The sequence below is a fragment of the Streptomyces sp. NPDC045695 genome (assembly GCF_056432025.1).
The window spans coordinates 144,529-170,541 of sequence record NZ_JBWKJU010000013.1 but is presented as its reverse complement, the minus strand read 5'-3'; the positions used below and the strand labels follow the sequence as shown (position 1 = coordinate 170,541).

Annotated in this window: 21 protein-coding genes and 1 pseudogene; 11 read left to right on the top strand and 11 right to left on the bottom strand. The window is 72.4% G+C overall.

The features are described 5' to 3' along the window. The first annotated feature begins 117 nt into the window (after positions 1-117). The 4 genes from AC07DU_RS22795 to AC07DU_RS22780 all read left to right on the top strand — a co-directional run bounded on the left by AC07DU_RS22795 (position 118) and on the right by AC07DU_RS22780 (position 8,548). Positions 118-4,863 carry a type I polyketide synthase gene (locus tag AC07DU_RS22795; RefSeq protein ID WP_479113196.1) on the top strand — a complete coding sequence of 1,582 codons (4,746 nt, stop codon included), beginning with the start codon at positions 118-120 and terminating at the stop codon, positions 4,861-4,863. A gap of 10 nt (positions 4,864-4,873) precedes the next feature. Continuing rightward, a complete protein-coding gene (locus AC07DU_RS22790; protein ID WP_479034004.1) occupies positions 4,874-5,518 on the top strand; it encodes a 4'-phosphopantetheinyl transferase family protein in 645 nt (214 codons plus the stop codon). A 144-nt stretch (positions 5,519-5,662) separates the two neighbouring features. Then, positions 5,663-8,125: a SpoIIE family protein phosphatase gene (locus tag AC07DU_RS22785; protein WP_479113194.1), complete on the top strand. Its 2,463-nt coding sequence runs from the start codon at positions 5,663-5,665 to the stop codon at positions 8,123-8,125. Positions 8,126-8,293: 168 nt separating this feature from the next. Beyond that, positions 8,294-8,548, top strand: coding sequence for a response regulator transcription factor (locus AC07DU_RS22780; RefSeq protein ID WP_479033998.1), 255 nt, complete (start codon positions 8,294-8,296; stop codon positions 8,546-8,548). Positions 8,549-8,853: 305 nt separating this feature from the next. Here AC07DU_RS22780 and AC07DU_RS22775 read toward each other — a convergent pair whose 3' ends face one another. From AC07DU_RS22775 to AC07DU_RS22745, 7 genes are all read right to left on the bottom strand, one after another. Continuing rightward, on the bottom strand, positions 8,854-9,435 hold the full coding sequence (locus tag AC07DU_RS22775; RefSeq protein ID WP_479113192.1) for a hypothetical protein: 582 nt from the start codon (positions 9,433-9,435) through the stop codon (positions 8,854-8,856). A gap of 181 nt (positions 9,436-9,616) precedes the next feature. Beyond that, a complete protein-coding gene (locus AC07DU_RS22770; RefSeq protein WP_453375117.1) occupies positions 9,617-10,093 on the bottom strand; it encodes a hypothetical protein in 477 nt (158 codons plus the stop codon). Between the two features lie 150 nt (positions 10,094-10,243). After that, positions 10,244-10,840 (bottom strand): hypothetical protein, encoded by a 597-nt coding sequence (locus AC07DU_RS22765; protein WP_360903289.1) that lies wholly within the window; start codon positions 10,838-10,840, stop codon positions 10,244-10,246. Between the two features lie 298 nt (positions 10,841-11,138). After that, on the bottom strand, positions 11,139-11,993 hold the full coding sequence (locus AC07DU_RS22760; protein WP_479113190.1) for an SDR family oxidoreductase: 855 nt from the start codon (positions 11,991-11,993) through the stop codon (positions 11,139-11,141). Between the two features lie 8 nt (positions 11,994-12,001). Then, complete coding sequence (locus tag AC07DU_RS22755) at positions 12,002-12,499, bottom strand: hypothetical protein (protein ID WP_479033991.1); 498 nt, start codon at positions 12,497-12,499, stop codon at positions 12,002-12,004. Between the two features lie 90 nt (positions 12,500-12,589). Continuing rightward, entirely contained in the window at positions 12,590-13,108 is a 519-nt protein-coding gene (locus AC07DU_RS22750) for a MarR family winged helix-turn-helix transcriptional regulator (protein ID WP_479113188.1), read from the bottom strand. 109 nt (positions 13,109-13,217) lie between these two features. Beyond that, complete coding sequence (locus tag AC07DU_RS22745) at positions 13,218-14,210, bottom strand: 3-oxoacyl-ACP synthase III family protein (RefSeq protein WP_479113186.1); 993 nt, start codon at positions 14,208-14,210, stop codon at positions 13,218-13,220. 265 nt (positions 14,211-14,475) lie between these two features. Here AC07DU_RS22745 and AC07DU_RS22740 point away from each other — a divergent pair, with 265 nt between their 5' ends. Then, entirely contained in the window at positions 14,476-14,943 is a 468-nt protein-coding gene (locus AC07DU_RS22740) for a HEAT repeat domain-containing protein (protein WP_479113184.1), read from the top strand. 69 nt (positions 14,944-15,012) lie between these two features. Here the strand turns inward: AC07DU_RS22740 and AC07DU_RS22735 are convergent, their stop codons facing one another. After that, entirely contained in the window at positions 15,013-15,948 is a 936-nt protein-coding gene (locus AC07DU_RS22735; RefSeq protein WP_479113182.1) for an ATP-grasp domain-containing protein, read from the bottom strand. Beyond that, the gene (locus tag AC07DU_RS22730) at positions 15,948-16,292 is read right to left on the bottom strand and encodes a hypothetical protein (RefSeq protein ID WP_453375123.1); all 345 of its coding nucleotides are present in this window, start codon (positions 16,290-16,292) and stop codon (positions 15,948-15,950) included. The genes AC07DU_RS22735 and AC07DU_RS22730 overlap by 1 nt, the downstream gene beginning before the upstream one ends. A gap of 136 nt (positions 16,293-16,428) precedes the next feature. On the opposite strand from AC07DU_RS22730, the gene AC07DU_RS22725 reads away from it, so the two are divergent. The 3 genes from AC07DU_RS22725 to AC07DU_RS22715 all read left to right on the top strand — a co-directional run bounded on the left by AC07DU_RS22725 (position 16,429) and on the right by AC07DU_RS22715 (position 18,708). After that, positions 16,429-16,929, top strand: a complete 501-nt coding sequence (locus AC07DU_RS22725) for a GNAT family N-acetyltransferase (RefSeq protein ID WP_479113180.1) — start codon at positions 16,429-16,431, stop codon at positions 16,927-16,929. A 180-nt stretch (positions 16,930-17,109) separates the two neighbouring features. Next, a complete protein-coding gene (locus tag AC07DU_RS22720; RefSeq protein WP_360905290.1) occupies positions 17,110-17,493 on the top strand; it encodes a VOC family protein in 384 nt (127 codons plus the stop codon). 135 nt (positions 17,494-17,628) lie between these two features. Then, positions 17,629-18,708: a phytase gene (locus AC07DU_RS22715; protein WP_479113178.1), complete on the top strand. Its 1,080-nt coding sequence runs from the start codon at positions 17,629-17,631 to the stop codon at positions 18,706-18,708. Positions 18,709-18,761: 53 nt separating this feature from the next. Here the strand turns inward: AC07DU_RS22715 and AC07DU_RS22710 are convergent, their stop codons facing one another. Further along, a complete protein-coding gene (locus AC07DU_RS22710; RefSeq protein ID WP_479113176.1) occupies positions 18,762-20,546 on the bottom strand; it encodes a VanW family protein in 1,785 nt (594 codons plus the stop codon). Positions 20,547-20,748: 202 nt separating this feature from the next. Then, positions 20,749-22,088, bottom strand: a pseudogene (locus AC07DU_RS22705) (phytase). Positions 22,089-22,380: 292 nt separating this feature from the next. Between AC07DU_RS22705 and AC07DU_RS22700 the strand changes: the two are divergent. Genes AC07DU_RS22700 through AC07DU_RS22690 form a run of 3 tightly spaced genes read left to right on the top strand, consistent with a single transcriptional unit; the run spans position 22,381 to position 26,004 of the window. Then, positions 22,381-23,781: an MFS transporter gene (locus tag AC07DU_RS22700; RefSeq protein ID WP_479113174.1), complete on the top strand. Its 1,401-nt coding sequence runs from the start codon at positions 22,381-22,383 to the stop codon at positions 23,779-23,781. Between the two features lie 40 nt (positions 23,782-23,821). After that, a complete protein-coding gene (locus AC07DU_RS22695) occupies positions 23,822-24,640 on the top strand; it encodes a response regulator transcription factor (RefSeq protein ID WP_479113172.1) in 819 nt (272 codons plus the stop codon). Further along, entirely contained in the window at positions 24,637-26,004 is a 1,368-nt protein-coding gene (locus AC07DU_RS22690; protein WP_479113170.1) for a sensor histidine kinase, read from the top strand. The genes AC07DU_RS22695 and AC07DU_RS22690 overlap by 4 nt, the downstream gene beginning before the upstream one ends. Positions 26,005-26,013 lie beyond the last annotated feature (9 nt).

The window sequence follows — 26,013 nt, the reverse complement described above, 5'->3', positions numbered from 1 at the left end:
GGCCTCCTCCTTTGTCCGGGCACGGTGGAATTCCAGCCGTGCCGACCGCGTGGCGCTCGTCCCACCTCGCCGCGCCGGTCGCTGCCACCCAGGGCACCAGGACAAGGAAGACCCCTCATGACCGACATCGCGATCACCGGACTCGGGTGCCGCTTCCCCGGCGCCCCCGACATCCACGCGTACTGGAAGCTCCTGATGAGCGGGGAACGGCAGTTCTCCGCGGTCCCGGCGGAGCGCTGGAACCACGAGGCCTTCCACGAACCTGGCGACCGGACGGTCCCCAACACCGCGTACACCGACCAGGTCGCCTTCCTGGAGCACGTGGACCGCTTCGACGCCCTGCACTACGGAGTTCCGCCGGCGCGCGCCCGGGCGATGGACCCGCAGCACCGGCTGATGCTGGACGTCTCCCGTGAAGCGCTCGACGACGCGGGGCTGGGCCGGGGCGACTTCGACCGGGAGAACACCGGAGTGTTTTTCGGCCTGTCGGTGTCCGAGTACAAGGACCTGGTGACGGCACCCATCCGGGCCATCACCCTGGCCGGCGGGGCAGGCGCGGCGGACGGCCCCGGTGGACAGCGCGCCGTCCGGGAAGAGCCAGGGCGGCTCGGCGCCGTCGATGCCTTCACCCTGCCCGGGAGCCTGCTCAACATGGCCTCCGGCACCGTCAGCCGGCAGTTCGACCTCGGCGGCCCCAGCTTCGCCGTCGACGCGGCCTGTTCCGGCTCCCTGGTCGCCCTCGACCAGGCGATCGCGCACCTGCGCCAGGGCACCTGCCGGATCGCCGTCGTCGGCGGGGTGTACCTCAACCTCACCCCCGACAGCCTGGTCGGCTTCTCCAGGCTCCGGGCGCTGTCCGCCACCGGGGTGTGCCGCCCGTTCGAGGAGGGTGCCGACGGATTCGTCCTCGGCGAGGGCGCCGGTGTCGTCGTCATACGGCCGCTGTCCGACGCGCTGGCCGACGGCGACCGCGTCTACGCGGTGATCAAGGGCATCGGCTCCGCCAACGACGGCGCGTCACCGGGACCCCTGCTCCCCACCGCCGAAGGCCAGCTTCGCGCCATGCGCCGGGCCTACGACGACGCAGGCGTGGCCCCCTCCTCCGTGGGCTTCCTGGAGGCCCACGGCACCGGCACGGCAGCCGGTGACCGAGCGGAGATCGAGGCACTGCGCAGGCTGCGCACCGAGTTCCCCGACGACGACACCAGCCTGTGCTACCTCGGCTCGGGCAAGGCCCTCATCGGGCACTCGCTGTCCGCGGCGGGCATCGCCGGGCTGATCAAGACGGCCCTGGTCGTCCACCACCGCACGATCGTGCCGCAGCCGCAGGCCGCCCCCCATCCGGACCTGGGCGTCTCCGCCGCCGGCCTGCGCTTCGCCGCCACGGCGCGGCCCTGGCCGAGCGCGGGTGCTCCGCGGCGTGCGGCCGTCAGCTCCTTCGGTTTCGGCGGCACGAACGTCCACGTGGTACTGGAGGAGCGACCGGTCCCGGCCGCCCGCCCCGCCCCGGTGTGCGCCGCGGCGGCCGGTCCCCAGCTGGTCCTGCTCTCGGCCGGCAGCCTCCAGCTGCTGGAGCAGCACGCCGGCGCGGTGCTCGACCTGCTCGACGGCCTCGACACGGCGGACCGCCCGCCGGTCACGGCCCTGGCCCACACCCTGGGCGCGCGCGCACCGATGAAGGCGCGGCTCGCGATCGTCGCCGCCGACACGGAGGAGTTCACCGAGCGGCTGCGCCGGGCGCGCCGCCGGCTCGCCGAGGGGGCCACGGGCGACCTCGGCGACGGCGCCTACGCCGCCGGGGCTCCGCTGCCGGCCGGGCAGCGCCGCATCGCCTTCCTCTTCCCCGGGCAGGGCAGCCAGCAGCCGGGCATGATGCAGGACCTGTACGAGAGGTTCCCCGGCTTCCGGGCGGCCGTCAACACCCTGAGCGCCGTGGCCGGGCAGGACACCGGCCTCGACCTCAGCGGCCTGCTGTACCGGGAGGCGGCCACGCCGCACCGGGATCCCGAGGAGCTCAGGCAGCGGATCGCCGCCACCGAGGTGTGCCAGCCCCTGCTCGGTACCGTCCAGACGGCCGCGACCCGGCTGCTGGCCGACTGCGGCATCACGCCCGACCTCGCCCTCGGCCACAGCGTCGGGGAGTTCGCCGCGGCCGCGGCGGCGGGAGCCCTCACCGACGAGGGCACCATCCGGCTGCTGGCCCGCCGCGGCGCTGCCCTCCGGCAGGCCGGGACCGGTCTCGGGGGCGGGATGCTCGCCGTGCAGAGCGACAAGGAGACCTGCCGCCGGCTCATCGACGGCATCGACGACGTGTGGCTCGCCTGCTTCAACCAGCCGCGGCAGGTCGTGGTCAGCGGCACGGCGCACGGACTCGCGGCCATGCGGCGGGCCTGCGCCGGGGCCGGGATCGTCACGGTGGCGCTGGAGGTGTCCAACGCCTTCCATTCACCGCTGGTGGCCTCGGCCGAGGAGACCATGCGCGCGGACCTCGCGGACCGCCGCATCAGCCGTCCCGTCCTGCCGTTCGTCTCGTCCGTGAGCGGCGAGGTCTGCACCGAGCCCGACCGCCTGCGGGAGCTGTGGGCCCGGCACGCGTCCGCGCCGGTCCACTTCGGGGACGCCGTACGCACGGCCTACGGCGAGGGTGCCCGCGTCTTCCTCCAGGTGACCGGCGGCAGCTCGCTCCTCAGCTCGGTCCGCCGCAACCTCACCGGCCACGGCGACGTGCACGTCATCCCCGCGGCCGGGGAGGTGCCGGACAGCGGCCGCGCCTTCGTAGGGGCCCTCGCCCGGCTCGCGGTCCTGGGCGCCCCGGTCGACCCGCGCGCGCTGGTTCCCGTGGAGGAACGGCGTCTGCTGGACCTGCCCGTGGCGAGGCTCGAAACCCAGTCCTACTGGGTGCAGGGCTCGCGCCCGGCGCAAAAGGCAGCCTCCGCTGATGCCCTCCCGCCGCGGCCCCTTCAGCTCGTACAGCCCGCACAGCCCGTACAGCCCGCACAGCCCGTACAGACCCAGGAGACCTCGATGCACGACCCCGTGAACAACCCCGTGAACGACCGCATGAACGAACTGCTCCAGCTGGTTCAGCAGCAGGTCAGCCTGCTCACCCGCCTCGGCGAGGCGCTCAGCGAACAACGCCCCGCCGAGGTCGCCGCACCGGCGCCCGTCGCAGCCGCACCCGCGCCCCCGGCCCCGGCGCCGGCCCCGGCCTCACCCCCGCCCGCTCCCGCTCCCCGCGCGGCGGCCGACAAGGAGCCCTCGCTGATCGGGAACCTGGACGAGGTCAAGGAGGCCGTACTCGCGCACGTGGCCCGGATCAGCGCGTTTCCGGTGAGTCATCTGCGCGACGACCAGCTGCTGATCGACGATCTCGGCTTCGACTCGCTGATGCTCACCGACCTGTTCACGTCCCTCAAGCGGCAGTGGCCGCGGTGGATGTTCGACGAGACGATCGCGGACCGGCCGACCGTCGGGAGGATCGCCGCGCTGATCGCGAACGGCTCCGCGGACGCCGTACCGGCAGCCGTCCCCGGACCACGCCCGGTCCCCAGCGACATCTCCCCGCCGGCTCCGCCCGCACCGCTCGTCGACCCGCCCTCGGCCCTCCCGCCCGCCGACCCCACCCCCGCCGCGCAGCCCGAGGAGCACACGCGGATCGAGTGCTTCCCCGAGGTCACCGCCCACGGTGAGCGCGTCGGCACGATCGCCCGGCTGGGCCTGGCCAATCCCTACTTCCTCGTCCACGAGGGCGGCATGACCGACACGACCGTCGTCGACGGCCGGGAACTCCTCTCGTTCTCCAGCTACAACTACCTCGGGATGGCGACGCACCCCCGGGTGAGCGAAGCGGCCAAGGAGGCCATCGAACGCTGTGGCACGTCGGTGTCCGCCAGCCGGCTGCTGTCCGGCAGCCGTCCCCTCCACGTGGAATTGGAGACGGAACTCGCCGGCCTGCTCGGATGCGAAGCCGCGATCACCCTGGCCAACGGGCACGCCACCAACGTCACCGTGATCGGGCATCTCGTCGGACCCGAGGACCTCGTGATCCACGACTCCCTCGCCCACGACAGCATCCTGCAGGGCTGCAAGCTCTCCGGCGCGACCCGGCGGCCGTTCCCCCACAACGACGCCGCCGCCCTCGACGCCCTCCTCACGCAGGTCCGCCACCAGTACCGACGGGTGCTCGTCGTCATCGAGGGCGTGTACAGCATGGACGGCGACATCGCCGACCTGCCCGCCCTCGTCCAGGTCAAGCGCCGGCACGGCGCGCTGCTGATGATCGACGAGGCGCACAGCATCGGAACGATCGGCGCGACCGGGCGCGGCGTCGGCGAGCACTTCGGCATCGACCGCTCGGCCGTCGACCTGTGGTCGGGCACCCTGTCGAAGGCACTCGCGAGCTGCGGTGGCTACGTCGCCGGGAGCCGCTCGGTCGTCGAGTACCTGCGCTACACCGTGCCGGGCTTCGTCTACAGCGCCGGCATGACCCCGGCGGACACCGCCGCGTCGCTGACCGCCCTGCGCGTGCTGCGCGCCGAGCCGCAGCGCGTGGCCCGTCTCGCCCAGAACGCAGCCCTGTTCGTCCGCCTCGCGAGCGAAGCGGGCATCGACACCGGGGACAGTCACGACACGCCGGTCGTCCCGTGCATCGTCGGGGACTCGATGAAGACGCTGCGACTGGCGGAGGCCCTCTTCCGCCAGGGCATCAGCGTCAATCCCATCCTCTATCCGGCGGTACCGGAGGAGCTCGCGCGGCTGCGGTTCTTCATCACCTCCGACCACACGCCCGAACAGATCCGTCAGGCGGTGACCACGCTGGAACGCGAGCTGCGGCGCCTGGACACCGTCCTCGCCGCCGCCTGACCCCGCCGCCATGCACACCCCCTTCCCGTCGATCGCGCCGGGCGCCGTACAGCGGTGGGGCGCAGCCGCCCTCATCGTGGCCCGGCGCCCCGGCCTGCGTGAGGTACCGGTTCTCTCACCGGCCGAAGAGCGCGTGGTACGGGCACTGCCGGCCTGGCGGCAGTCCGAGTGGCTGGCCGGCCGTCTGCTCGCCAAGCGCCTGGTCGGCGAGGTCCTCGCCGCGCCGGAGAGCGATGTGGAGATCCTTCCGCGCGACGACGGGAGCCCCTACGCCCGCGTCGGCGGCAGCCCGGCGCCCGCGGTGCACCTCTCCCTCAGCCACACCGCCGGCCACGTCGCCGCCGCCGTCGCCCCGCAACCGGTGGGAGTGGACCTGTGCCCGACCGCCTCGGCGGCCGCGGTACGCCGTGTCGCGGACCACGCCCTCTCCCCCGCGGAGCTCTCCCTCGTCGGAACGGACCGGCCGGAGGTCATGGCCGGTGCCTGGGCGCTGAAGGAAGCGGCGGTGAAGGCCGACCGGAGCGGGATCTTCGGCGCGGCTCCGCTCCGCATCGCGATCCTCGGCCTGCGGCCGCCCGTACTGAGCGGGCCACGCCGCGCGATGGTGTGGCAGGAGGGGGACGCGGTCCTCGCCCTCGTCCTCGCGCGCCCGTGACACCAGCCGTCCGTGCCCCGTCCGTGAGAGCACTGCGTTGGTGCTCATTGCCCTGCCGGATCATGCTTGTCAGTGGAGCCCCCGGCCGTGCAGGTTGCCGCAGGAGCGGCGGCAGAGGAACTAGCGAGGGTGAGATGAGCGGCGATGGAGCAACTTCCCACCTCTCCTGGTGAGCGGCCGGAGGAGACGAACCCCGTGCACGGGGCGGCGCACGACCAGCGGGCGTCCACGGCCACGGCGACGGCCACGGCCACCGTCAGCGATCAGGGGATCGTGACCGAATGGAGTGAGGACGCACGTCGACTCCTCGGCTACGCGGCCTCCGAGGTCGTGGGAGTTCCCGCTTCCCGCCTGCTCGCGGACGGCGGGAGCGAGACGGTGCGGCGGATCCCGGCGCCCGGGCAGGAGCGGTGGAACGGCACGGTGGCGCTGCGCCACCGCGACGGCCGACGGCTGGAGGTGCCGCTGCTCGCGCACCGCTGGACGTCCACCAGCGGTACCGACCAGTGGTTGGTGGTGTCCGCCGTGGCGGGCGAGCCCGGCACGCCCTGGGCCGAACCGTTGCCGGAGTGGACCTTCGCCCAGTCCCCCTGCCTGCTGGCGGTTTTCGACGCCGACCTGCGGCTCGTACGGGCGAACGCCGGTATGGAGAAGATGCTCGCCCTCACGGAGGCCGAGATGCGGGGGCTGCGTCTGCCGGACATCGCGCCGGATCCCGTGAGCGACGCGACCGAGCGGAGCATGCGCCGGGTGCTGGAGACCGGCGAACCGCAGCACGTGGATGCCTTCGTCCCCTCCCGGGGCGCGGGCGCGGAGCAGGGCTGGTCGACCTCGCTGGCCCCGTTGCGGGACCCCGAGGGCCGGGTGCGCGCCGTGTACCTGGCCGCGCACGGCAGGACGGCGCCACAGGTGGCCCCGCAGGAGATGCTGCTGCCGAACCTCGCCGGCGCCCCCGTGGGCACGACCTCGGACACCACCCGCACCGCGGAACAACTGGCCGCCGCCGCCGTCCCCGGGCTCGCCGACTTCGCGGTCATCGACCTGCTGGAGCCGCTCCCGCGCGAAGACGAGGCGTCCTTCGGTCCGGCCGCCGGGCCGGTCTCCGTGTGCCGCACCGCCGTACGGTCGGCCATGGAGGAAACACCGCAGTCACCCGTCGGGGTCGGGGAGACGACCCTCTATCCGCCACAGTCCCCTCCCGTCGCGTGTATGGCGACGGGCCGCGGCGCGGTGTTCGCGACCACGGACCCGGCCATCGCCCTGTGGACGGGCCAGGACCCCGGGGCCGCCTGGATCAACGAGTACGCGACCCACTCGCTGATGCTGGTGCCGCTGCGGGCCGGCGGTACCACGCTCGGCCTGGCCGTGTTCAGCCGCCAGCAGCACCGGGAGCCCTTCCGGCCGGAGGACCTGCGGCTGGCCGAGGAACTGGCGAGCAGGGCGGCCCTCAGCGTCCACAAGGCGAGCCGGCCCTCCCGGGAGCACACCAGCACCATGACGCTGCAGCGCAGCCTGCTGCCGCACACGCTCCCGAACCAGTCGGCGCTGGACATCGCCACCCGCTACCTGCCCGCCGCTACCGAGGCCGGGGTGGGCGGCGACTGGTTCGACGTGATCCCGCTGTCCGGCGCCCGCGTGGCCCTGGTCGTTGGCGATGTCGTCGGCCACGGCATCCGTGCCTCCGCCGCCATGGGCCGGCTGCGCACCGCCGTACGGACGCTGGCCGACGTCGACCTGCCGCCGGACGAGCTGCTCACCCATCTCGACGACCTCATCATCCACCTGTCCGCCGACGAGGCCGACCGGGAGGCCGCAGGGGAATCCGCCGGGGGGATCGGCACCACCTGTCTGTACGTGGTCTACGACCCGGTCACCAGCCGCTGCACCGTCGCCCGGGCCGGGCACCCCCCGCCCGCCGTGGTCTCCCCCGAGGGCTCCGTGTACCTCCTCGACGTCCCGGCGGGGCCGCCGCTGGGCCTGGGGGGCCTGCCCTTCGAGACGATCGAGGTCGAGCTTCCCGAGGGCAGCATCCTCGCCCTGTACACGAAAGGTCTGCTGCAAGCCCGCGACCACGACATCGACGAGGCCCTGGACACCATGTTCGCGGCCCTCGCCCGTCCGGCCGCCACGCTGGAGACGGTCTGCGACCGCGTACTGACCACCATGCTGAGCCACCGTCCCGATGACGACGTCGCCCTGCTGGTCGCCCGGACCAGGGCCCTGCACGCCGACAAGGTCGTCATGTGGGACCTGTCGTCCGATCCCTCCGTCGTCGGCGACGCCCGTCGCCAGGCCACCGACCAGCTGGCGGCCTGGGGGCTCGACGAGGCCGCCTTCGTCACCGAGCTCGTGGTCAGCGAGCTGGTCACCAATGCCATCCGCTACGGCCAGCCGCCCATCCAGCTGCGGCTCATCCACGAGGACACCACGCTGATCTGCGAGGTCTCGGACGCGAGCAACACCGCCCCGCACATGCGGCGTGCCCGCACCTTCGACGAGGGCGGGCGGGGCCTGATGCTGGTCGCCCAGCTCGCCCAGCGCTGGGGCACGCGGCACGCCCCCATCGGAAAGACCATCTGGGCGGAGCAGTCCCTCGTCGGATTTTGAGGGCGGGCGGACGGTCCCTGTGACACGCCTGTGACAGTCGGCGGACACGGTCATGAAGTCGGAGCGACAGGCTCTTTAACAAGGACATACAGCGACATTCGGCGATATGTCCCCTGCTTCCGAGGGCGTGAGCACTGATGACCGAACCGATTCGTCGGAGGAAATCCCATGAGCCTCACACTCATCGCGCCGCACACCGAAGTCCCCGCACCCGCGACCGCATCCGCGACCGCACCTGCGCTGGCCCCGCGTGAGCAGGAGGCACTGGGACACATCGCCGCCGGGTGCACCTACCTGCAGGCGGCCCGCAACATGGGGCTCTCCAAGCACACGGTCGACGCCTACCTGCGCCGCATCCGGGCCAAGCTGGGCATCCACAGCACGGCGGAACTGACCCGGCTGGCCATCTCCCTGGGACTCTGACCGAACGACCGGCGCCAAAACGACGCGGCGCCCGCCCCCGGCGGGCTACTGAGCGCGGGGATCCACCGTGAGGGTGGATCCCCGCGCTTCGTCGTGTCCACGCGACCAGCCCACTCCCGCAGACGCTACGGAAGCACACGCGCCCCGGCCGCCTCCCCCTCGACGGGGAGGCGGCCGGTCGTACGTACGAGGCGGCCGGGCTGCGGTACGGGTGGGCCGGCAACGGTACGGGTGGGCCGGGCAGCGGAGAGGCCGGCGGCGAGATCGCCGCCGGCCTTGGGCCGGGAGGTGGAGCCGGTGGCGGGTCAGTCGTTGCCGCCATTGCCGCCGCGGCCGCCCTGGCCGCTGGTCTGGCAGCCGACGCCGATGCAGATCCCGCCGTCGCCGCCCGCGCCGCCGTTGCCACCGTCGCCGCCGGGCAGCGCGTTGCCGCCGTTGCCGCCGTTGCCGCCGTTCGCGCTGCCGTTGCACACGCCCGCGCAGATACCGCCCTTGCCACCGTTCGTGCCGTTGCCTCCCGGCTGGCCGGTGGTGCCGTTGCCGCCGTTGGCGCTGCCGTTGCACAGCCCGGCACAGATCCCGCCCTTGCCGCTGTTCGTCCCGTTGACCGACCCGTTGCAGTTGCCCGCACAGACCCCGTCTCCGACGCGGACACTGCCGTTGCCCACCTTGACCCCGCCGAGCGCCGTGCCGCCGCCGAAGCGGCTTCCGCCGGGCCGGATGTCACCGCTGCCGAACCCGGAGCCGAGCTGCTGACCGGTGGGGGCCGCGGTCACGTGGCTCGGCTGCGCCGGCACGGCCGTCGCGGCGGGCACCATCGCACCGGCACCGATCAGAGTCGTCGAGAGGACGAGACCTGCACGGAACTTCCAAGAGCGCATACGCATGAGAATTCTCCCTTGCCGAGAATGTCTTTCGGGGTGTCGGTCAAAGCGGTGCAGAATGCGGGAACCGGTACGGAGGGGCGAGACGGGGCGGGATTATGGTGAGCGGAAAACCGCGGGCCCCGGCCCTCCGAGGGCCGGGGCACCACCTTTCCTTGCCCCTTTCCGTCCCACCCTGTCGACCTCAGGTGGAGGCGAGACTGCTTCCCATCAGGGCGAACCAGTCACCCTGCAGGTACTGCCGCTTCCAGGTGTCGAGCTCCTGGTTCGAGATCTTGTACTTCTTGGCGATCTTCTCCTTCGTCGCGTCCGAGTCGTCGGCCAGCAGGGTGATCACGATGCGCACCTTGTCCACCATCGAAAGTTCCGACCGGGGCTTGTCGGGCAGGTCCTCGAACCGGAGGCAACCCGCGCGGCCGGGCTGGCCGGGCTCGCCCGGCTGACCGGGCCGGCCGCCCTTGCCGCCTTCTCCGCCCTTGCCGCCTTCTCCACCCGCGCCTCCGCTGGGGATGCAGTGCGAGGGCTGCTCGGCGACGGCCGAGGAGCTGACGCCGACCGGAGCGTGTGACTGCGACGCTTGCGCGGCGCACGCCGTGCCCGTGACGAGAGCCAGTGAGGCGGCCGCCAGGACGATCGGACGCTGCCAGGTAGTCGTGAACATGGGGGGTTCTCCGTATCCGTATGCCAAGGACTGTGGGGGGGATGGTTCGGGAGGGTGGTTCGGGAATGTGGTGGGGCTGGGGGTGAGGGTGGGGTGGGGGTGGGGGGGTGGAGGCCAGGGAGGCCTCCACCCCGTCGGTCGGTCCGGGGATTAGAAGATGCTGCCGCCTCCGGCACCACCGCCGCCGCCGGTGCCTCCGAAGAGCCCGCCGAAGCCGCCCAGGCCGCCCTTGCCGCCGTTGCCGCCCTGGAAGACGCCGAAGCCGCCGTTGCCGCCCTTGCCTCCGTTGCCGCCCTTCAGGAGGCCGTCACCGCCGCCGCCGCCGTTGCCGGCGTTGCCGCCGAACAGGCCGGAGCCGCCGTTGCCGCCCTTGCCGCCGTCGCCGCCGATCACGCCTTCACCGCCGCCGCCGCCACCGCCGCCGCCGCCTCCGACGAGGACGCCGTTCCCGCCGGCCCCACCGTTACCGCCCTTGCCACCGGTGCCCAGGACGCTGCCGCCACCGGAGCCGCCGGAGCCACCACCGCCGCCGATGATCCCGCCACCGCCGGCGCCACCGTCGCCTCCGGCGCCGCCGGCGGCCGGGAGAGCGGTAGCCACGTGGGCGGGCATCGGAGCCGCGCTGGCCATGGAGGCCGGGAGGACGACCCCTCCTGCGATCACTGCGGCCGAAGCGGCCAGCGTCGCGAATCGGAAGCCCCGACGGTGCGGACGGACAACATTGTTGGTGCGAATCTTGCGGTTCATGATTTTCTCCTGCTGATTGAGATGAATTATTGAGTGCCCGGGAATTCGGGACGGTGCGGTGATGCCGGTGAGAGGAAGAACCCCTTGGGAGGATGTTCTGTCTCTCTCCTGCTGCCTCGTTTCGTTTCCGGTGAGGCCCGCATCACCAGTAAGCCGGACCGGCACACCAGGGTCACGTTCCGGAAAGTCGGGACTTGACAGCCCTGTCAACGCCGGATAAAAGGCCCGGGCTCCTCATGGGGCCGGGCCCCACCGCTGCGGCGGTGGGGCCCGGCGCACGGGCTGGGGGCACCCTGCTTCACCTATGGAAGGCGGCACGGTGTTCGTAGAGGAAGGCGTCCAGGGTGCGGGGCGGGCGGCCCAGGATGTCGGCGACGGTGCTGGTGGGGGTGTCGGGCCGGGTGAGGGCGAGGCGCTGGATCTCCGTCACGTGGTCGGCGAGCCAGGGGGGCATCTGGGCCTTGTCGATGAGGTGGGCCCGCAGTTCGTCCGGGGTGAGGTCGACGTACCGGATCTGATGGCCGGTCAGAGTGCTGAGCCGTCTGGCGAGTTCGGGGTAGGAGAGGCCGTCGGGGCCGGTCAGGGTGTAGGTGCCGCCGGCGAGGCCGGGCCTGGTGAGGGCGGCGGCTGCGACGTCGCCGATGTCGCGGCAGTCGATGTAGGTGCAGGCCGCGTCGCCCATGGTGCCGAGGATGACACCCTGCGCGACGGTGGGGGCCAGGCGCAGGAGGTTCTGCATGAAGGCGTAGGGGCGCAGGATCGTGTGGGTGAGTCCGCTGGCGCGCAGATGTTCCTCGACGGCGTGGTGTCCGCGGGAGACCGCGACCGGGGAGTCGGGTTCGGCGGCGGGTGCGGAGATCTTGACGAGGTGCCCGATGCCAGCCTGGGCGGCGATGTCGATGACACGGGTTTCGAGCTCGACCTGGGCCGGACTGTTGGCCATGGCGAGGAAGAGCTGGTCGGCGCCCTTGAGGGCCGAGCGCAGGGAGTGGGGGTCGGTGGCGTCCGCGTACTGGACCTCGACGGCCTGTGGCTGCGCTCCGGTGACGCCGGGGATCGGCCTGTGCGGGGTGCGCGTCAGGGCGCGGACGGGTGTGCCGCGTGTGAGGAGGCTGCGGAGCAGGGCGTTCCCGGTCGCTCCGGACGCTCCCATGACGACGATCATCGTGCGCTCATTTCGTGGTGACCGGCTGACGGCGGCGTGAGGGTGCCGCGCCAGCGCAGGGTGACGATGGTGGTGGCGAGGGCTGCGGAGACGGGCAGGTCGATACGCAGGCGCTCCAGCCACGGGGTGGCGGGGACGGGGGTGTGGGCGGGGAGCCACCCGGCGGTGAACCACCCCAGCAAGGCTGCCGCGCCGGCGGTGGTGATGACGAGCGTGAGGGCCAGGGCCAGGAGCGGCGCGGCGGTGGTCCACCGCCGGGGCCGGCCGCCGTGCCGGAGCCAGACTCCGACCAGGAGGGCCACCACGGCGGAGGTGCCGGCGATGGAGGTGCAGGCCGCCACGGCGAGGTCCTGCCGCCCGGTGACGACTCCCGCGGTACCGGCCGTGAGCGCGGGGGCGGCGTAGGCGGTCAGCACCTCGCGCCACAGCGTGAACGGCCGGGCCGGCCGGGAGACCGCATGGTTTCGTCTGGGTCTGTCCTCGGTGACAGGCATGCTGACCTCTTCCATTTGATTAGGGGGCTAACTATCGCCCCGAAAAAAGGGCCCTGCCCAAAGGGCGGGGCCAAGCCGAACGAGAACGGATCAGTCGGCGGGCAGGGCTTCACTGCCCCGCACGACGCGGGCGAGCAGATCCAGGAACACCGCACGTTCCTCAGCGGAGAGCCCGCCCACCATCGACTCGAGCCGCCCGAAATGTTCGGGCGCCATGTCGCGCAGGCGCTGCGCGCCGCGCGCGGTCAGGACGGCCACCGTGGCCCGGCCGTCCTCCGCAGAAGGGCGGCGGGCGATCAGGCCCTCGCGCTCCAGGCCATCCAGCAGGCCGGTCACGGTGGCCCTGGAGACACCGAGGTCGACGGCGAGGTGCGAGGGGGATTTCTCCCCGCCGTGGTCTTCGAGGTCGGCGAGCAGCCGGTAGCGGCCCGTCGACAGCCCGAACCGCGCGAAGTGCGCCTCGGCCGCCCGGCCGACCCTCGCACCCGCCGAGATCAGCCGCACCGCGACCAGCACCGCCTGCGGATCGACCTCCAGGCCGTAGCGCTCGACCTGCCGTGCGGCCTGGTCCAGCGTGGGCGTCTCGCCGTCGATACCGTCCCTCGTCATGCACATAATATGGCGGCTAACTACTTTGGCTGTCAAGGCATCGGTGCGGCTGCTCGGGCCCCAGCCGGCCGGCACTGCCGGCCCCCGCCGACACTCACCGGAACCCTGACTACCAGTCGATCAGCATGACTCCGCTGCTGGCACCGCTGGCCAGGCCGAAGACCGCCGTCCTCGTGCCCGGTTGCAGGCGGCCCTGCTCCCTGGCGAGGGCGAGCTGGAGCGGGAGGGAGCCCGCGCCCATGTTGCCGGTGGTGTGGAAGGCGGGCACGACGGCCTCCTCCCGGACTCCCAGGCGTTCGCAGATCAGGCGGACGAAGGGGACCGACGGCTGGTGGACGCAGACCAGGGGGAAGTCGCCGGGATCGGTCCGCTGCTCCTTCAGCCACTGCCTGGCGTGGGTGTCCAGCCCGAGGAAGGAGGCGCGCAGCCGCTCGGAGTCGATGTGGAGTCCGGCCGGTCGGCCGGGGGCCTGGTGCGGGTTGAACAGGGCCGCGGCGGGCCAGCCCGCGGAGTTCGCCGTGAAGGTGCTGGCGAGGATCCCCGGGGCCTCGCTGCCTTCGACGAGCAGGGCGGCGCCCATGTCTCCGCCGGTCAGGGAGGCGAGTCCGGTGACCAGCTCCTGGGGACCCAGCGACCAGCGGCTGAGCCGGCTCAAGACCTCCCCGCACGCGATGAGCACCCTGCGGTACCGGCCGCAGCGAATGAAGGCGTCGGCGACCTCCAGCGCGTTCAGGACGCCGTTGCAGGCGTTGGACACGTCGAACACCGGGCAGGTGAGGCCGGTTTTCGCCGCGACGACGTGCGCGTTGGCCGGTTCTTGGAGGTCGGCGCTGATGGCGGCGAACAGCAGCAGGTCGATGTCCCCCGCCTCCACCTCCGCTTGCCGCAGCACCTGTTCGACGGCGCGTGCGGCCAGGTCCGACGGCAGGTCCCCGTCCTGAGCGACGACCCGCTCCTCAAGGCCGTACAGCCGCCGCAGGAGCCGGGGCGGGATCCGGGAGCCCGCACTGTGCTCGCGCAGCCGGTCCTCGATGGCCGCGGAGGTCTGCCGTCCGGAGGGCAGGTGGACGGCGACCTCCGTGATACGGCTGAAGGCACTCATGCCGCCACCCGGCCCTTCACCCGACCGCGCTCCGGCCGGTGCTCCGCCAAGGTGCCCAGTGACCCCATCGGTAACGCCATCAGTTCCCCTCGTGCTCCCCGGACGGCCGGGGCACCCTGCGCGCCACCGGCATCCAGTGATCAACGACCGAGGCCGCGTGCAGGTGCGGCACCATGCGCACCGACGCGGACACCGACGCGGAGCGGGAGGGTGACGGGGTGCGGCGCGGGCCGGCGGGCGCCGGACCGTCTCCTATGCTCTGGGCGTGGAGGGATATCAGGCGCTGACGGCATTGATCGAATCGGCCTGGAGGGAGCTGAACAGCTCCGATGTGGGCCACCGGGCCCTCTGCCTCGATGCGGTAAGCGACCTCCTGGAGACGGGCCGTCTGACGCAGGACGACGCCGACCGGATTGTGGAGCGTCTTGTGACCGTCGCACTCTCTGATGAGGGCTACCAGGTGCGGGAGTCCGCACTGCACGCGGTCTGCACAGCCTCCACGCACTACACGCTTCCCTATCGGGTGGTGGAGCCGCTCGCAGTCGGCGCTGATGGCTTTGAACCGATACTCCTGGAGTACGTCCTGGGCGTCCTGGGCTCGACTCACGACCTGGCGGTGCTCCCCATCGTTGAGAGGTTCCTCCAGCACCCCCAGTCCGGTGTCCGCAGAGAGGCGGCGGATGCAATGCGGGAGCTGCAATGGAGCCGGGCATCCCAGGGAGATGCGGGCTAGTGCTGTGGCCGGAAGTCAGCGGCTCGGTCGCTAGGGCAACTGCATGGGGCGGGGCGGACCGCCGACCGGTCAGGGGGCGGCCTCTGCGATGAGGAAGTCCAGGAAGCGGTCGGCCAGCGGTTCGCCCAGGAGCGGCTCAAGGAAGAGGAACTGTCCTTGCGGGTTGACTTCCAGCCATACCGGTTCGCCGTCGGGCGTCAGCTTGATGTCGATGATCCCCATGCGCAGCCCGAGCCGCCGCAGGACGGCCGTGACCCGCCGGGCCAGTGGTTCCGCGACCTCCCACCTGGAGATGGGGACGTTCAGGTCGGGGCGCCAGTCGAGGCTGTCCGTCTCGATCAGCGCCGCGCACATGTCCTCGCCGAAGCAGTTGAGTCTGACGTGACGCCGGCCGGGAATGTACTCCTGGTAGACGGCCGGGCACGCCTGGAAGGACGCTTCGGGGATCGACGAGGGGTCGTCGAGGTACTGGGTGAACATCAGCGGCCCGCTGGCCCCCAGCACCGGCTTGACGATGACCCGCCCGGTGCGGCGGACGAACTCGATCACCTCTTGGCGCGACTGCGACACCAGGGTGCGGGGCACCCGGAAGCCTTCCTCGCGCGCCACGGCGAGCTGGTACAGCTTGTCCGCCGCGCGGTCGGTGGCCTCCGGGGACGACACCCACCGGCCGGTGAAGGCGGCCGCCAGCATGCCCCCGAGTGCTCCACGGCAGTCGTTGTTGACCAGCCGTCGCTCGTGGTCGCTCGCCGCACCGGCGGAGGCTTGCTGGTTCGCCCTCATCCTCCGCCACCACAGCACCGAGACGTCCTCCAGCGCGACCGTGGTCCCGTCGGAGGTCAGCACCGTGGCGAGCGAGTCCCCGTGAGAGCTCCAGCTGAGGCTGCGCTGCCCGCCGATCCGGTCGCATTCGACGACGTGGAACGGTCGGTAGCCGCGGCGGGCAGCGGCCTCGCGGATGGCGAGTGTGTGCAGATCGTCCTTGATCGATACCGTGAGGATCATTACTCGGGACAGTCCACGCAGCAGTCGTCGCTGCACCCGCACGAGCAGGATTCGGATGCCGAGCCCGCCATCTCGCTGGCATCGATCTTCAGACCCGTCGTGGCCCGGACCCCTTCCTCCCACGCCCGCAGGTCTTCAGGGGTCTGCAGGCTGATGTAGGACTCGGGCTGGACGCGCAGGACGACGGGGGGCGCCGCCGCGGCGGACGCGGAAGAGAACTTCGTCAGTCCCTTCCGTTCTTTTTCAACGGGTTCTCCGAGCTTGAAGGAAGCCATCGCGACCATCTCCGCCAGTGCCTGGGTGCCTTGGTGCCTTGCCTTGTTGGTCCATCGCTTTCCCTTCATCACAGCACCGTGAGCCCGTGGCCGCATCCTGAACTAAGCCCGGATTCAACTTCTTTGGCAGGAAGCCGCGGGGTCGGACCGGCCCCTCCCCCGCGCTGCCGTCTGGTACCGCCGGTCGTGATGCGATGCTGGCGGCATGACTGATCAGTGTCAGGTTGTCATCAGCCGCTGGCCACGCCAAAGCCCTTCCGCCGGAACGGGGTTGGCCGAGCTGTTGGCGGCCTACCACCTGCGGACGGAGGCCGAGAAGGGCGCGGCCGTGGCCGACGTGGACGGTTTGCCCGACCGCTACCGGGCGGAGATCTCGGATCCGCGGTCCGCTTTCGCCGACGACGTCGTGATGGTGGCCGCGAGCGGGGGCGCCCTGGTGGGGTGCCTGGTGTTGACCGCCCCCGTGGACGGGCGGTCAGAGGTCAAGAGGATCTGGACCGACCCGGCCTTCCGGGGCCGCGGGATCGCCTCCCGTCTCATCGACGCCGCGCTCGCGCGGTCCGTGGCGAACGGTGTCCGTACGGTGCGGCTGTCGGTGTGGAAGTGGCGGGTGGGGGCCATCGCCCTCTACGAGCGGCTCGGTTTCACCGTCACCGCGTCATGGGACGCGCGCGATCAGCTGGTCTGCATGGAACGCGCCGTGTGAGGCCTACGGCCGCTGCGCCCGCCGCCGGCCCGCGACCGCAGCCCCTCCACTCCCGGGCTGCGCGGCGGCCGTGCGGGTGGCCGGGATCGGGGGGACGATGGAGCGTGTGGGACAGCCCGCGGCCGGATCCGGGCGGGTGGTGGAGGCGGGGTGGAAGGCCGGGGGCGGAAGGGAGCGATCATGCTGGGCGACAGCAAGGCTTTCAGTGGTTTTTCGGTCGACTCGATCGACCACGTGAAGGGTTTCTACGGCTCGACCCTCGGCCTCCGGGTCTCCGAGGAACACGGGATGCTGTTCCTGCACCTCGGCGGTGGCCATGACGTCCTGCTGTACCCCAAGGACAACCACGTCCCCGCGACGTTCACCGTGCTGAACTTCCCGGTGCCCGACATCGAGCAGGCCGTCGACGACCTGGTCGCGCGCGGTGTGGCCTTCGAGCGCTACGAGGATTTCGGCCAGGATGCGAAAGGCATCGCCCGCAACCAGGAAGAGGGCCCGTCGATCGCCTGGTTCAAGGACCCCGCCGGCAATATTCTGTCCGTGCTCCAGGAGGCCGGGACGTAGGCGAACCGTCTGCTGGCCGGCGGCCGGGCCGGCCGGGTCGCAGCAGTTCAACTGCCGTTCACGCCACGCTCGCCGGGCCTGCCGGGTAACCGCCTAGCCTCCCTCTGTCCGTCACCGACCGAGGGGAAGCACCCGGTGTCCTTCACCGACTCCGCCCGCACAGCCGCCCTGCCGTCCGCCGTCACGGCCGCCGCTCTCCTGGCGGCCCTGACCCTCCCGGCCGCACCCGCGCACGCCACCTCACCCTCGCCCTCGGCCTCGGCCTCGGCCTCGGCCACCGTCACCGCGACCGTGGAGACCGCGCCGGTCTCGCACAGCGGGGACGCGGCCGACGACCCGGCGATCTGGGTGCACCCGACCGACCCCGCCCGGAGCGTCGTCATCGGCACCGACAAGAAGGGCGCACTGGAGGTCTACGACCTGGCCGGGGCCCGGATACAGCGGATCAGCGGCGACTTCGGCAACAACGTCGACCTGCGCGGCGACATCGTCGTCTCGGCGGACGACGAGGCCGCCGACGGCAACGGCGCCCTGCACGTCTACCGCATCGACCCCGCGACCCGGAAGCTCACCTGGCTGAAGGACGTTCCCACCGAGGTCACCGCACACGGCATCTGTCTCTACACCTCGCCGGTCTCGGGCAAGCTGTACGCCTTCCCCAACTCCACCTCCGGCCGCGTCGAGCAGTGGGAACTCGCGGTCAGCGGCAACTCGGTGAGCGCGACCTCCGTCCGGCTGTGGGACGCGGGCTCCACCGTCGAGGGCTGCTACGCGGACGACAGCACGGGCAAGCTCTACCTCGGCGAGGAGGACGTCGGCGTGTGGATCTACGGCGCCGAGCCCGCGGCCGGCACCAGCCGCACCCGGCTCGACTCCACCAGCTCCCCCGGCTCCGGCGGACACATCAACGCCGACACCGAGGGCATCACCGCGGCCGGCAACCGGATCTACGTCTCCTCGCAGGGCAGCGACGACTTCACGGTCTACGACCGCACCACCCGCGCCTACCTCGGCCGGTTCTCCGTCGCGGACGGCACCTCGGCCGACGACTGCGAGGACACCGACGGCATCGACGCCACCGCCGCCGACCTCGGCCCGGCCTTCCCGCAGGGCGTCTTCATCTGTCAGGACGGCTCGAACGGAACTCCCGGCGCCAGCGGCAACCAGAACTTCAAGCTCGTTCCGCTCCAGCGCATCACCGCCCAGTTCGGCTGACCCTCCCCCGTGGCAGGGACCTGGGCAGGGGCCTGGACGGCCGGGGCAGGAGCCTAGGCCGCCGGGGCAGGGCCCTGGGCCGTCGCCGTGCCGGTCGGGGCCGGCGTCGGCTCCGGCGTGCAGGTGACCTCGTCGCGCGGCGTGTAGTGGGTCTTGAACTCCTCTCTCTTCACCTCCAGGCCACCCTGCACGAAGACGCGGCCGACGGTCACGTCGAAGCCTTCGAGCGGGGTCTGGACCTCGCAGAGCGGTCCGCTGCCGGTGCGCTGGGCGGGCGGCGTGATGTTCGTGCGCGGCCCCTTGGTCGCGCGTATCTCGTCGTACTTCTTCGTGCCGAGGAGCGTGATGGTCAACGACGTGTCGTTGGATTCGGCCTGGATGTAGAGCGGGTGGCCGGAGTCGTTGATCCAGCGCAGGTCGAGGGTGCCCCAGGCGACCGTCGCCTCGCGGCCTTCGGGGTAGCGCTCGATGTAGAAGGAGTGCGCGCCGTGCTCGACTGGCTTCAGGCCCGCGAAGAACACGGCGTTGTACATGGTGGTGGCCACCGCCGAGACGCCGCCGCCCGGTGATTTCACGTACTGGCCGTTGTTGATCATGAGGCCGTCGACGAAGCCGTTCTCCACGGTGCGTTCACCGACCGTGCGGTTGAAGCTCCACTCCTCCCCGGGCTGGACCACGGAGCCGTTGATGAGCTCGACGGCGCGGCCGATGTTGGTGCTGCGGTACGGGGCGGCCGGGAAGGCGACCGTGAAGGAGGAGACCTTCTCCTTGATGCCCAGGCGCCGCGCTTCGTCGCTCGTGAGGTCCAGCCGGGCCGCCACGGTGGCCACCTCGCCACTGCGGGCCGCGCCGGTGCGGGTCAGCAGGGGCATCACGGCCCGGCCGAGCGCGTTCTCGGTGACCTGGCGTCCCGTGCCGGGGCGGGCGCCACGGGGCCGGGTGGCCGCCGCGATCGGGCGGGCCACGGCCGGGTCGGCGAGCAGGCCCTTGGAATCCAGGGCGGGGGCGAGACGGCCCTCGTCGTCGGACGTCATCGTGAGGTGCTCGCCGAGGACGGCGGGGCTGATGGATATGCGTTCCCCCGCCACGGTGAGCGCGACGGGCCCCGACATCGCCGGCTCCGCGAACTGGCGCATGGCCCGTCCGGTCTCGTCGGCGCCTATCCGCGGCTGGGTGCGCTCGACCGGCATCTCGACCGGGGCGGCGGCCTGCGCCCGCAGGTAGGCGTCACGCAGAGCGGCGATCGCCCCGTCCTCGGCCAAGGCGACGCCCGGGCGGGGGGCGACGGCCTTCGCCGTGCCCTTCTCGAACTCGATCAGTCCGTCGCGGGCGTGCTGCCGGGTGGCCGCCGCGATCCGGTCGACCGCGGCCCGGCCGGTCCGCTCGTCCATGCTGATCGCGGGCTCGACGTCCCGCTCGCCCGAGGTGAAGAGCCTTCCGATGACGGCGACCGGACCGGATCCCGTGTGCACGGCGCGGTCGACGGTCCCGGCGATGTCCAGGGACAGCCCCAGCGCGGCGGGATCGGCCTTCTCGACGTGGTCGCCGATCTTCAGGGCGACCGGCGTCGCGGCGGCGGGTCCCAGCTCCCGGGCCAGCGTCTGCCGGGCCTCGGCCCGGCTCATCCCACCGATGTCCACGCCGCGCACCCGCGTCCCCCGGTCGATGTCGCCACCGGTCACGAGGCCGGTGACGTAGAGACCGCCCAGCCCCAGGACGAGGGCTCCGCCCGCCAACGGCAGAGCCATCCGCCAGCTGGCCGCCTTGCGTGCCCTGCCCGCCTTGTCCGCCGTGCCTGCCCTGCCTGCCTTGCCCGTCAAGCTGCCCACGCGTTCCATGCCTCTCACCGTGGCGCCGACCCCGGTCCAGCAGGTGGCGCTGGCCGCCACAGCAGCCTGAATACGACGATTACGGGAAATAATCATTGCCCGTAATCGGGCGATTCAGGGGCAACTGAGACGGTTCTCACGGTGGGAGCCGATGCGCCCCGCCCCGGTCCGATCCGTTACGGAATGTGACGACGGGGCGCATCGGCCCGGGTCACAGGCGCGCGGCGCGCTGGAGCCGGCCCAGGTCCACGAACTTGAAGTCCGTGTCGGTACGGGCCTCCCCGTCGGGCGCGGTGGTGCCCGGCGTGTTGGAGCCGTCCTGGACGACCAGCAGACCGTTCGGGAACTTGGTACCCAGCGGGGCGCTCATGACGGCGGCCCCGTCGCACACCTCCGAGCCGTCGGGCGCGCCGGGCCGGGTGCCCGCGGCGATGCGGAAGCTGCGCACGTAGGCGTCGCCCCGCTCGCGGTCGAAGACGGCGAAGGTGTCGTCGCCCTGGCTGGAGGCGAGCAGGTAGCCCCCGTGCCCGGGGTGCTGGGGGTCGCGCCAGAGGGTGAGGCCTTCCACGTCGGCGGAGACGTGCCGTCCTCCGAAGCCGGGGTCGGCGCCCGCTTCGCATTCCTCGGTCTGCGGGTTCCAGGTGCCGGGCACCCCGAAGGAGCGGACCTTCTCGATCAGGCGGGCGGGGGAACGCAGGTCGGCGTCGAGCTTCCAGATGCCGACGTCCTCCTGCCCGGCGTAGAGGTCGCCGGTGTCGGGGTCGACGACCATGCCCTCGACCTGGGGCAGCTCGCCCGGTTCGGCGCACGGCGCCCAGGTCGAGCCGTCGGGCAGCGTGAAGGACGAGGGCAGCGAGGTGGTGCGCACCGTGCGGTAGCCGACCTTCCCTCCCGCGGTCGGCAGCAGTTCGGCCAGCGCGAGGGAGGTCGCGTGGCGCCGGCTGGTGAGCGCGAACGAGCGGCCGCTGCGGCGGTCGGTGTAGGCGGCCAGGCCGTAGGCGGTCCGCTGGTCGTTGACCTCGTCCTGACCGGCGGAGAAGACCGGCGGGGCGGCCGCCTCGTCGGTGACGTCGACGAGGGGCGCCGCTCGCCGCTCGGGGTCGATCCGGTAGACGCGCAGCTGGTCGCGGCCTCGGTCGGAGACCACGGCCACGTCGTGGCGACCGTCGGGGAAGCGCAGGCCGGTGATCAGGTCGACGTTGTTGAAGCGTCCGGGCCTGTCTCCGTCCCTCGGCGGGGGCGGGGCAGGCAGGGACTGCACCTGGCGCCCGTCCAGGTCGTACACGCGCAGGCCCCCTCCTTGGCCGTCGCGATCACCAGGCTGCGGTCGGGGTCCTTCGGGTTGCGCCAGATCGCCGGGTCGTCGGCGTTCGCGTGGCCGCCGGCCTCGTCGTCGAAGAGGGAGGGCGTCTCGACGGAGGCCGACACCCGGGGCAGCCACGGCGCCGCGGCGCCGTCCCCGCCGGCGTGCGCCGGTACGGCGATCACGCCCAGGACCACGACCGTCGCAGCGGCCACGACCGGCGTTCGCCTTCTTGCGATCACGCTCATCTTGTCTCCTGCTCCTGCTCCTGAGGTTCCGGGGTGTCCCCCACCGTGGTCCACCGCCGGGTGGCCCCCGTGGAGCAGGCATGACGTGATCATGACCGCGCGGTGAAATCCCGTCCTCCTCCGGGTCACTCCCCCCACCGGCCCCCCGAGCGAGCCGGTGTGTCCCTTGCGGGTCGTGCTCCCGGCGCGGGCTTTCTTAGCGGAACGTTAGATCTGCGTGGCGGACCTTGTCCGGGTGCCACGGCGGACGCATGCTCTGGGCACTCATCAGGGACTTCCGTCTGGAGCCGCCATGTCCTCGTCCGCCGTCATGCCCGAATCACCCGGATCCCCCGGATCGCCGCCGCCCGGGGACGAGCGCAAGAAGCGCCGTCTCGCCCTCGTCGGCGGGTCGCTGGGCAATCTCGTCGAGTGGTACGACTGGTTCGTCTACGCCAGCTTCGCCATCTACTTCGCCGACTCCTTCTTCCCCGGCGACAACCCGACTACGCAGCTGATGAACACGGCCGGCATCTTCGCGGTCGGCTTCCTGATGCGTCCGGTCGGCGGGTGGATCCTCGGCCGCGCCGCCGACCGGCACGGACGCAAGAGCGCGCTCACGCTCACCGTCAGCATGATGTCGGTGGCCGCCCTGCTGATCGCGGTCGCCCCGACCTACGGACAGGCCGGCTACTTCGGCGCGCTGGTGCTGCTGCTGGCCCGCCTGCTCCAGGGGATGAGCATTGGCGGCGAGTACGCGGCCAGCGCCACCTACCTCACCGAGGCGTCGGCCCGCAACCGGCGCGGCCTGGGCTCCTCCTTCCAGTACGTGTCGATGACCTGCGGCCAGCTGCTCGGCCTCGGCATCCTGATCACGCTGCAGCACACGCTCACCACGGCCGAGCTGGAGAGCTGGGGCTGGCGGATCCCGTTCGTCCTCGGGGCGCTGTTCGCGGTGGTCGTCTTCTGGCTGCGGCGCCGGCTCCAGGAGACCGACGCGTTCAAGGAGGAGTCGGCGGGCGAGGACGCGCACGACGACGGCGCGCGCGGCACGCTGAAGGCGCTGTGGCAGTACCGGCGCCAGGCGGGGCTGGTCATGGCGCTCACGCTCGGCGGCACCGTGGCGTACTACACGTACACCACCTACCTCACCAAGTACCTCGTCGGCAGCGCGGGCATGGAGAAGACGACCGCCACGTTGGTCAGCTTCACCGCGCTGACCCTCTTCGCCGTGCTCCAGCCCTTCGCCGGGATGCTGTCCGACCGGATCGGCCGCCGTCCCCTGCTGATCACCTTCGCCGTGGGCTGCACCGTCGGCACCTACCCGATCATGACCGCCCTGGGTTCGGCGTCCTCGTACTGGTCCGCGCTGGGGCTGTCCCTGCTGGCGCTGGTGATCGTCACCGGCTACACCTCGATCAACGCGGCGGTCAAGGCCGAGCTGTTCCCCACCCGGGTGCGCGCCCTGGGCGTGGCGCTGCCGTACGCGATCGCCAACGCGCTCTTCGGCGGTACGGCGGAGTACGTGGCGCTGTGGTTCAAGAGCAGCGGCCACGAGAAGATGTTCTTCTGGTACGTCTCCGGGTGCGCGCTGATCTCCCTCGTGACGTACGTCCTGATGCCGGACACCCGCAACGCGGCGCTCAGCCGCGCCGAGGCGGACGCCGGGCAGGGCAGTGACCAGGACCGGCCGGCCGTGGCTCGCGTAAACTGACCGGCCAGGTCACGGGTCGCGAGTCGCGAGGAAACTGCCCATGCACGCGCTTCTCGTCGAGGACGACGACCGCATGGCCCAGGCCCTCGGCACCGCCCTCGCCCAACGCGGGCACACCGTGCGCCGGGTCGGCCGCGCCCTGGACGCCCTGCGGCACGTGCACGAGGCCGAGTTCGTGCTGCTCGACCTGGGTCTGCCGGACCTGGACGGGCTGGAGTTGCTGCGGCGGCTGCGTACGGTCTGCGACGCGCCCCTGATCGTGGTGACGGCGCGCTGCGAGGAGCGCGACATCGTGCAGGGGCTGCGGGCGGGGGCCGACGACTACGTCGTCAAGCCGTTCCGGATGGCCGAGCTGATGGCCCGCATCGACACCGTACGCCGCCGGACCGGCGTGAACGCGGGCCGTACGGGCGCGGGCCGTACCGGCACGGGTTCCCCGGCCACGGCCCCGGCCACGGGTGGCGGCCCCCGCGTGCGTACCGGGGACGTCGAGGTCGACCTGGCGGGGCGCACGGTGACGGTGGCGGGGGCGCAGGTCAGGCTGACCCGGCGCGAGTTCGACGTCCTGGCGTTCCTCGCCGCCCGCCCGGACCAGGTGCATTCCCGTGAGGAGATCCTGGACCGGATCTGGGGTGACGCCTTCCTCGGCACCTCCCGTTCCCTGGACGTCCATGTGGCGGGCATCCGCGCGAAGACCGGCCGCTCCGGCCTGGTGCGCACCGTCCGCGGCTTCGGCTACCAGCTCGGCTCGCCGGCCGCGGGCGAGCGGTGGGACGGCGAGCGGGACGCTGAGCGGGACGGCGAGCGCGGGCACGGGCGGGGCGGCGAGCGCGAGCGCGGGCGGGGCGGCGAGCGATGAGACGCAGGCTGCTCGCCGTGCTGATGGTGCTCATGGGGGTGGCGGCGCTGCTCCTGTGCCTCCCGCTGGCCGATGCCTACGCGCGGGGGCGCACGGAGCACCTGCTCCTCCAACGGCGGTCGGAGGCCGTGCGGTTCGCCGATCTGGCCGACCGGATGCGCACCGAGGCGGACCGGGCGGAACTGTCCGCCGAGATCGGACGGTACGCCCAGCTGTACGGAGCCGGGGTGGTCGTGGTGGACACCGCCGGAGCGACGCTCGCGCGGGCCGGAGCCTGCGCGGAGCCCTCCGGGGACGCCCTCGGCCGCGCCCTCACCGGCCGTTCGACCGACCGGCTGCCCGCCCTGCACCCCTGGGGCCCGAGGACCGTCGTGCTCGCGGAGCCGGTGGGCCGGGACGAACGGGTCAGCGGGGCGGTCCTGTTGACCGTACCCACCGGTGCCGCCCGCCGGGACGTGACGGTCCGCTGGTCGCTCATCGCCGCGGGGGCACTCGCCGCCTTCGCGGCGGCCGCCCTGGTCGCGGCGGGGATCACGCGCTGGCTGATGCGCCCGGTCCTGGACCTGGACCGGGCGGTGGAAGGGCTCACCGCGGGCAGCCTCCAGGCACGGGCCGTCTCCGACACCGGGCCGCCCGAACTGCGCCGTCTGCGGCAGCACTTCAACACCATGGCGGAGGCCGTGGCCGACTCCCTCGTCCGCCAGCGGGACTTCGTCGCCGACGCCTCGCACCAGCTCCGCAATCCCCTGGCCACCCTGGTCCTCCAGCTGGAGAACGTCGAACCGCACCTCGCTCCCGGGCCGGGCCGCACCGAGCACACCCGTGCGCTGGACGAGGCGGAGCGCCTGGAGGAGCTGCTCGACGGCCTGTTGGCCCTCGCGCGGGTCGAGTCCGGTACGGACGGGCTGAGCGAACTGGACGTGTCCCGGACGGTACGGGAGCGGGTGAGTGCCTGGAGTCCCGTCTTCCGCGGCGCGGGACTGGAGCTGACGGCCGTCGTCGCAGAGGACGTGCGCGCGTGCGGCCTGCCCGACGCGGCGGGCCGGATCCTGGACGCGCTCCTCGACAACGCCGTGAAGTTCGTACCGCCCTCGGGCCACGTCGAGGTGCGCGCCACGCGCGCGGCGGACGGCAGCGCCGCCGTACGGGTCGCCGACGACGGCCCGGGCGTGCCGCCGGAGCAGTGGGCGCTGCTGCTCCGGCGTTTCGCACGGTCGCCCGAGCACCAGAACGTCCGTGGCAGCGGCCTGGGACTGGCCATCGCCGACGAGATCGCCCGCGTCAGCGGCGGTCGGCTCGGCGTCAGCGGCAACGCCCCGCACGGGCTGGTCTTCGAGCTCCGGCTCCCTTCTCCCCCGCCGTGACTGGCCGGC

Excerpts from the sequence above, each read along its gene's own strand:
- AC07DU_RS22795 (WP_479113196.1), top strand. The coding sequence starts at position 118 with ATGACCGACATCGCGATCACCGGACTCGGGTGCCGCTTCCCCGGCGCC.
- AC07DU_RS22790 (WP_479034004.1), top strand. The coding sequence starts at position 4,874 with ATGCACACCCCCTTCCCGTCGATCGCGCCGGGCGCCGTACAGCGGTGG.
- AC07DU_RS22785 (WP_479113194.1), top strand. The coding sequence starts at position 5,663 with ATGGAGCAACTTCCCACCTCTCCTGGTGAGCGGCCGGAGGAGACGAAC.
- AC07DU_RS22780 (WP_479033998.1), top strand. The coding sequence starts at position 8,294 with ATGAGCCTCACACTCATCGCGCCGCACACCGAAGTCCCCGCACCCGCG.
- AC07DU_RS22775 (WP_479113192.1), bottom strand. The coding sequence starts at position 9,435 with ATGCGTATGCGCTCTTGGAAGTTCCGTGCAGGTCTCGTCCTCTCGACG.
- AC07DU_RS22770 (WP_453375117.1), bottom strand. The coding sequence starts at position 10,093 with ATGTTCACGACTACCTGGCAGCGTCCGATCGTCCTGGCGGCCGCCTCA.
- AC07DU_RS22765 (WP_360903289.1), bottom strand. The coding sequence starts at position 10,840 with ATGAACCGCAAGATTCGCACCAACAATGTTGTCCGTCCGCACCGTCGG.
- AC07DU_RS22760 (WP_479113190.1), bottom strand. The coding sequence starts at position 11,993 with ATGGGAGCGTCCGGAGCGACCGGGAACGCCCTGCTCCGCAGCCTCCTC.
- AC07DU_RS22755 (WP_479033991.1), bottom strand. The coding sequence starts at position 12,499 with ATGCCTGTCACCGAGGACAGACCCAGACGAAACCATGCGGTCTCCCGG.
- AC07DU_RS22750 (WP_479113188.1), bottom strand. The coding sequence starts at position 13,108 with ATGACGAGGGACGGTATCGACGGCGAGACGCCCACGCTGGACCAGGCC.
- AC07DU_RS22745 (WP_479113186.1), bottom strand. The coding sequence starts at position 14,210 with ATGAGTGCCTTCAGCCGTATCACGGAGGTCGCCGTCCACCTGCCCTCC.
- AC07DU_RS22735 (WP_479113182.1), bottom strand. The coding sequence starts at position 15,948 with ATGATCCTCACGGTATCGATCAAGGACGATCTGCACACACTCGCCATC.
- AC07DU_RS22730 (WP_453375123.1), bottom strand. The coding sequence starts at position 16,292 with ATGAAGGGAAAGCGATGGACCAACAAGGCAAGGCACCAAGGCACCCAG.
- AC07DU_RS22725 (WP_479113180.1), top strand. The coding sequence starts at position 16,429 with ATGACTGATCAGTGTCAGGTTGTCATCAGCCGCTGGCCACGCCAAAGC.
- AC07DU_RS22720 (WP_360905290.1), top strand. The coding sequence starts at position 17,110 with ATGCTGGGCGACAGCAAGGCTTTCAGTGGTTTTTCGGTCGACTCGATC.
- AC07DU_RS22710 (WP_479113176.1), bottom strand. The coding sequence starts at position 20,546 with ATGGAACGCGTGGGCAGCTTGACGGGCAAGGCAGGCAGGGCAGGCACG.
- AC07DU_RS22700 (WP_479113174.1), top strand. The coding sequence starts at position 22,381 with ATGTCCTCGTCCGCCGTCATGCCCGAATCACCCGGATCCCCCGGATCG.
- AC07DU_RS22695 (WP_479113172.1), top strand. The coding sequence starts at position 23,822 with ATGCACGCGCTTCTCGTCGAGGACGACGACCGCATGGCCCAGGCCCTC.
- AC07DU_RS22690 (WP_479113170.1), top strand. The coding sequence starts at position 24,637 with ATGAGACGCAGGCTGCTCGCCGTGCTGATGGTGCTCATGGGGGTGGCG.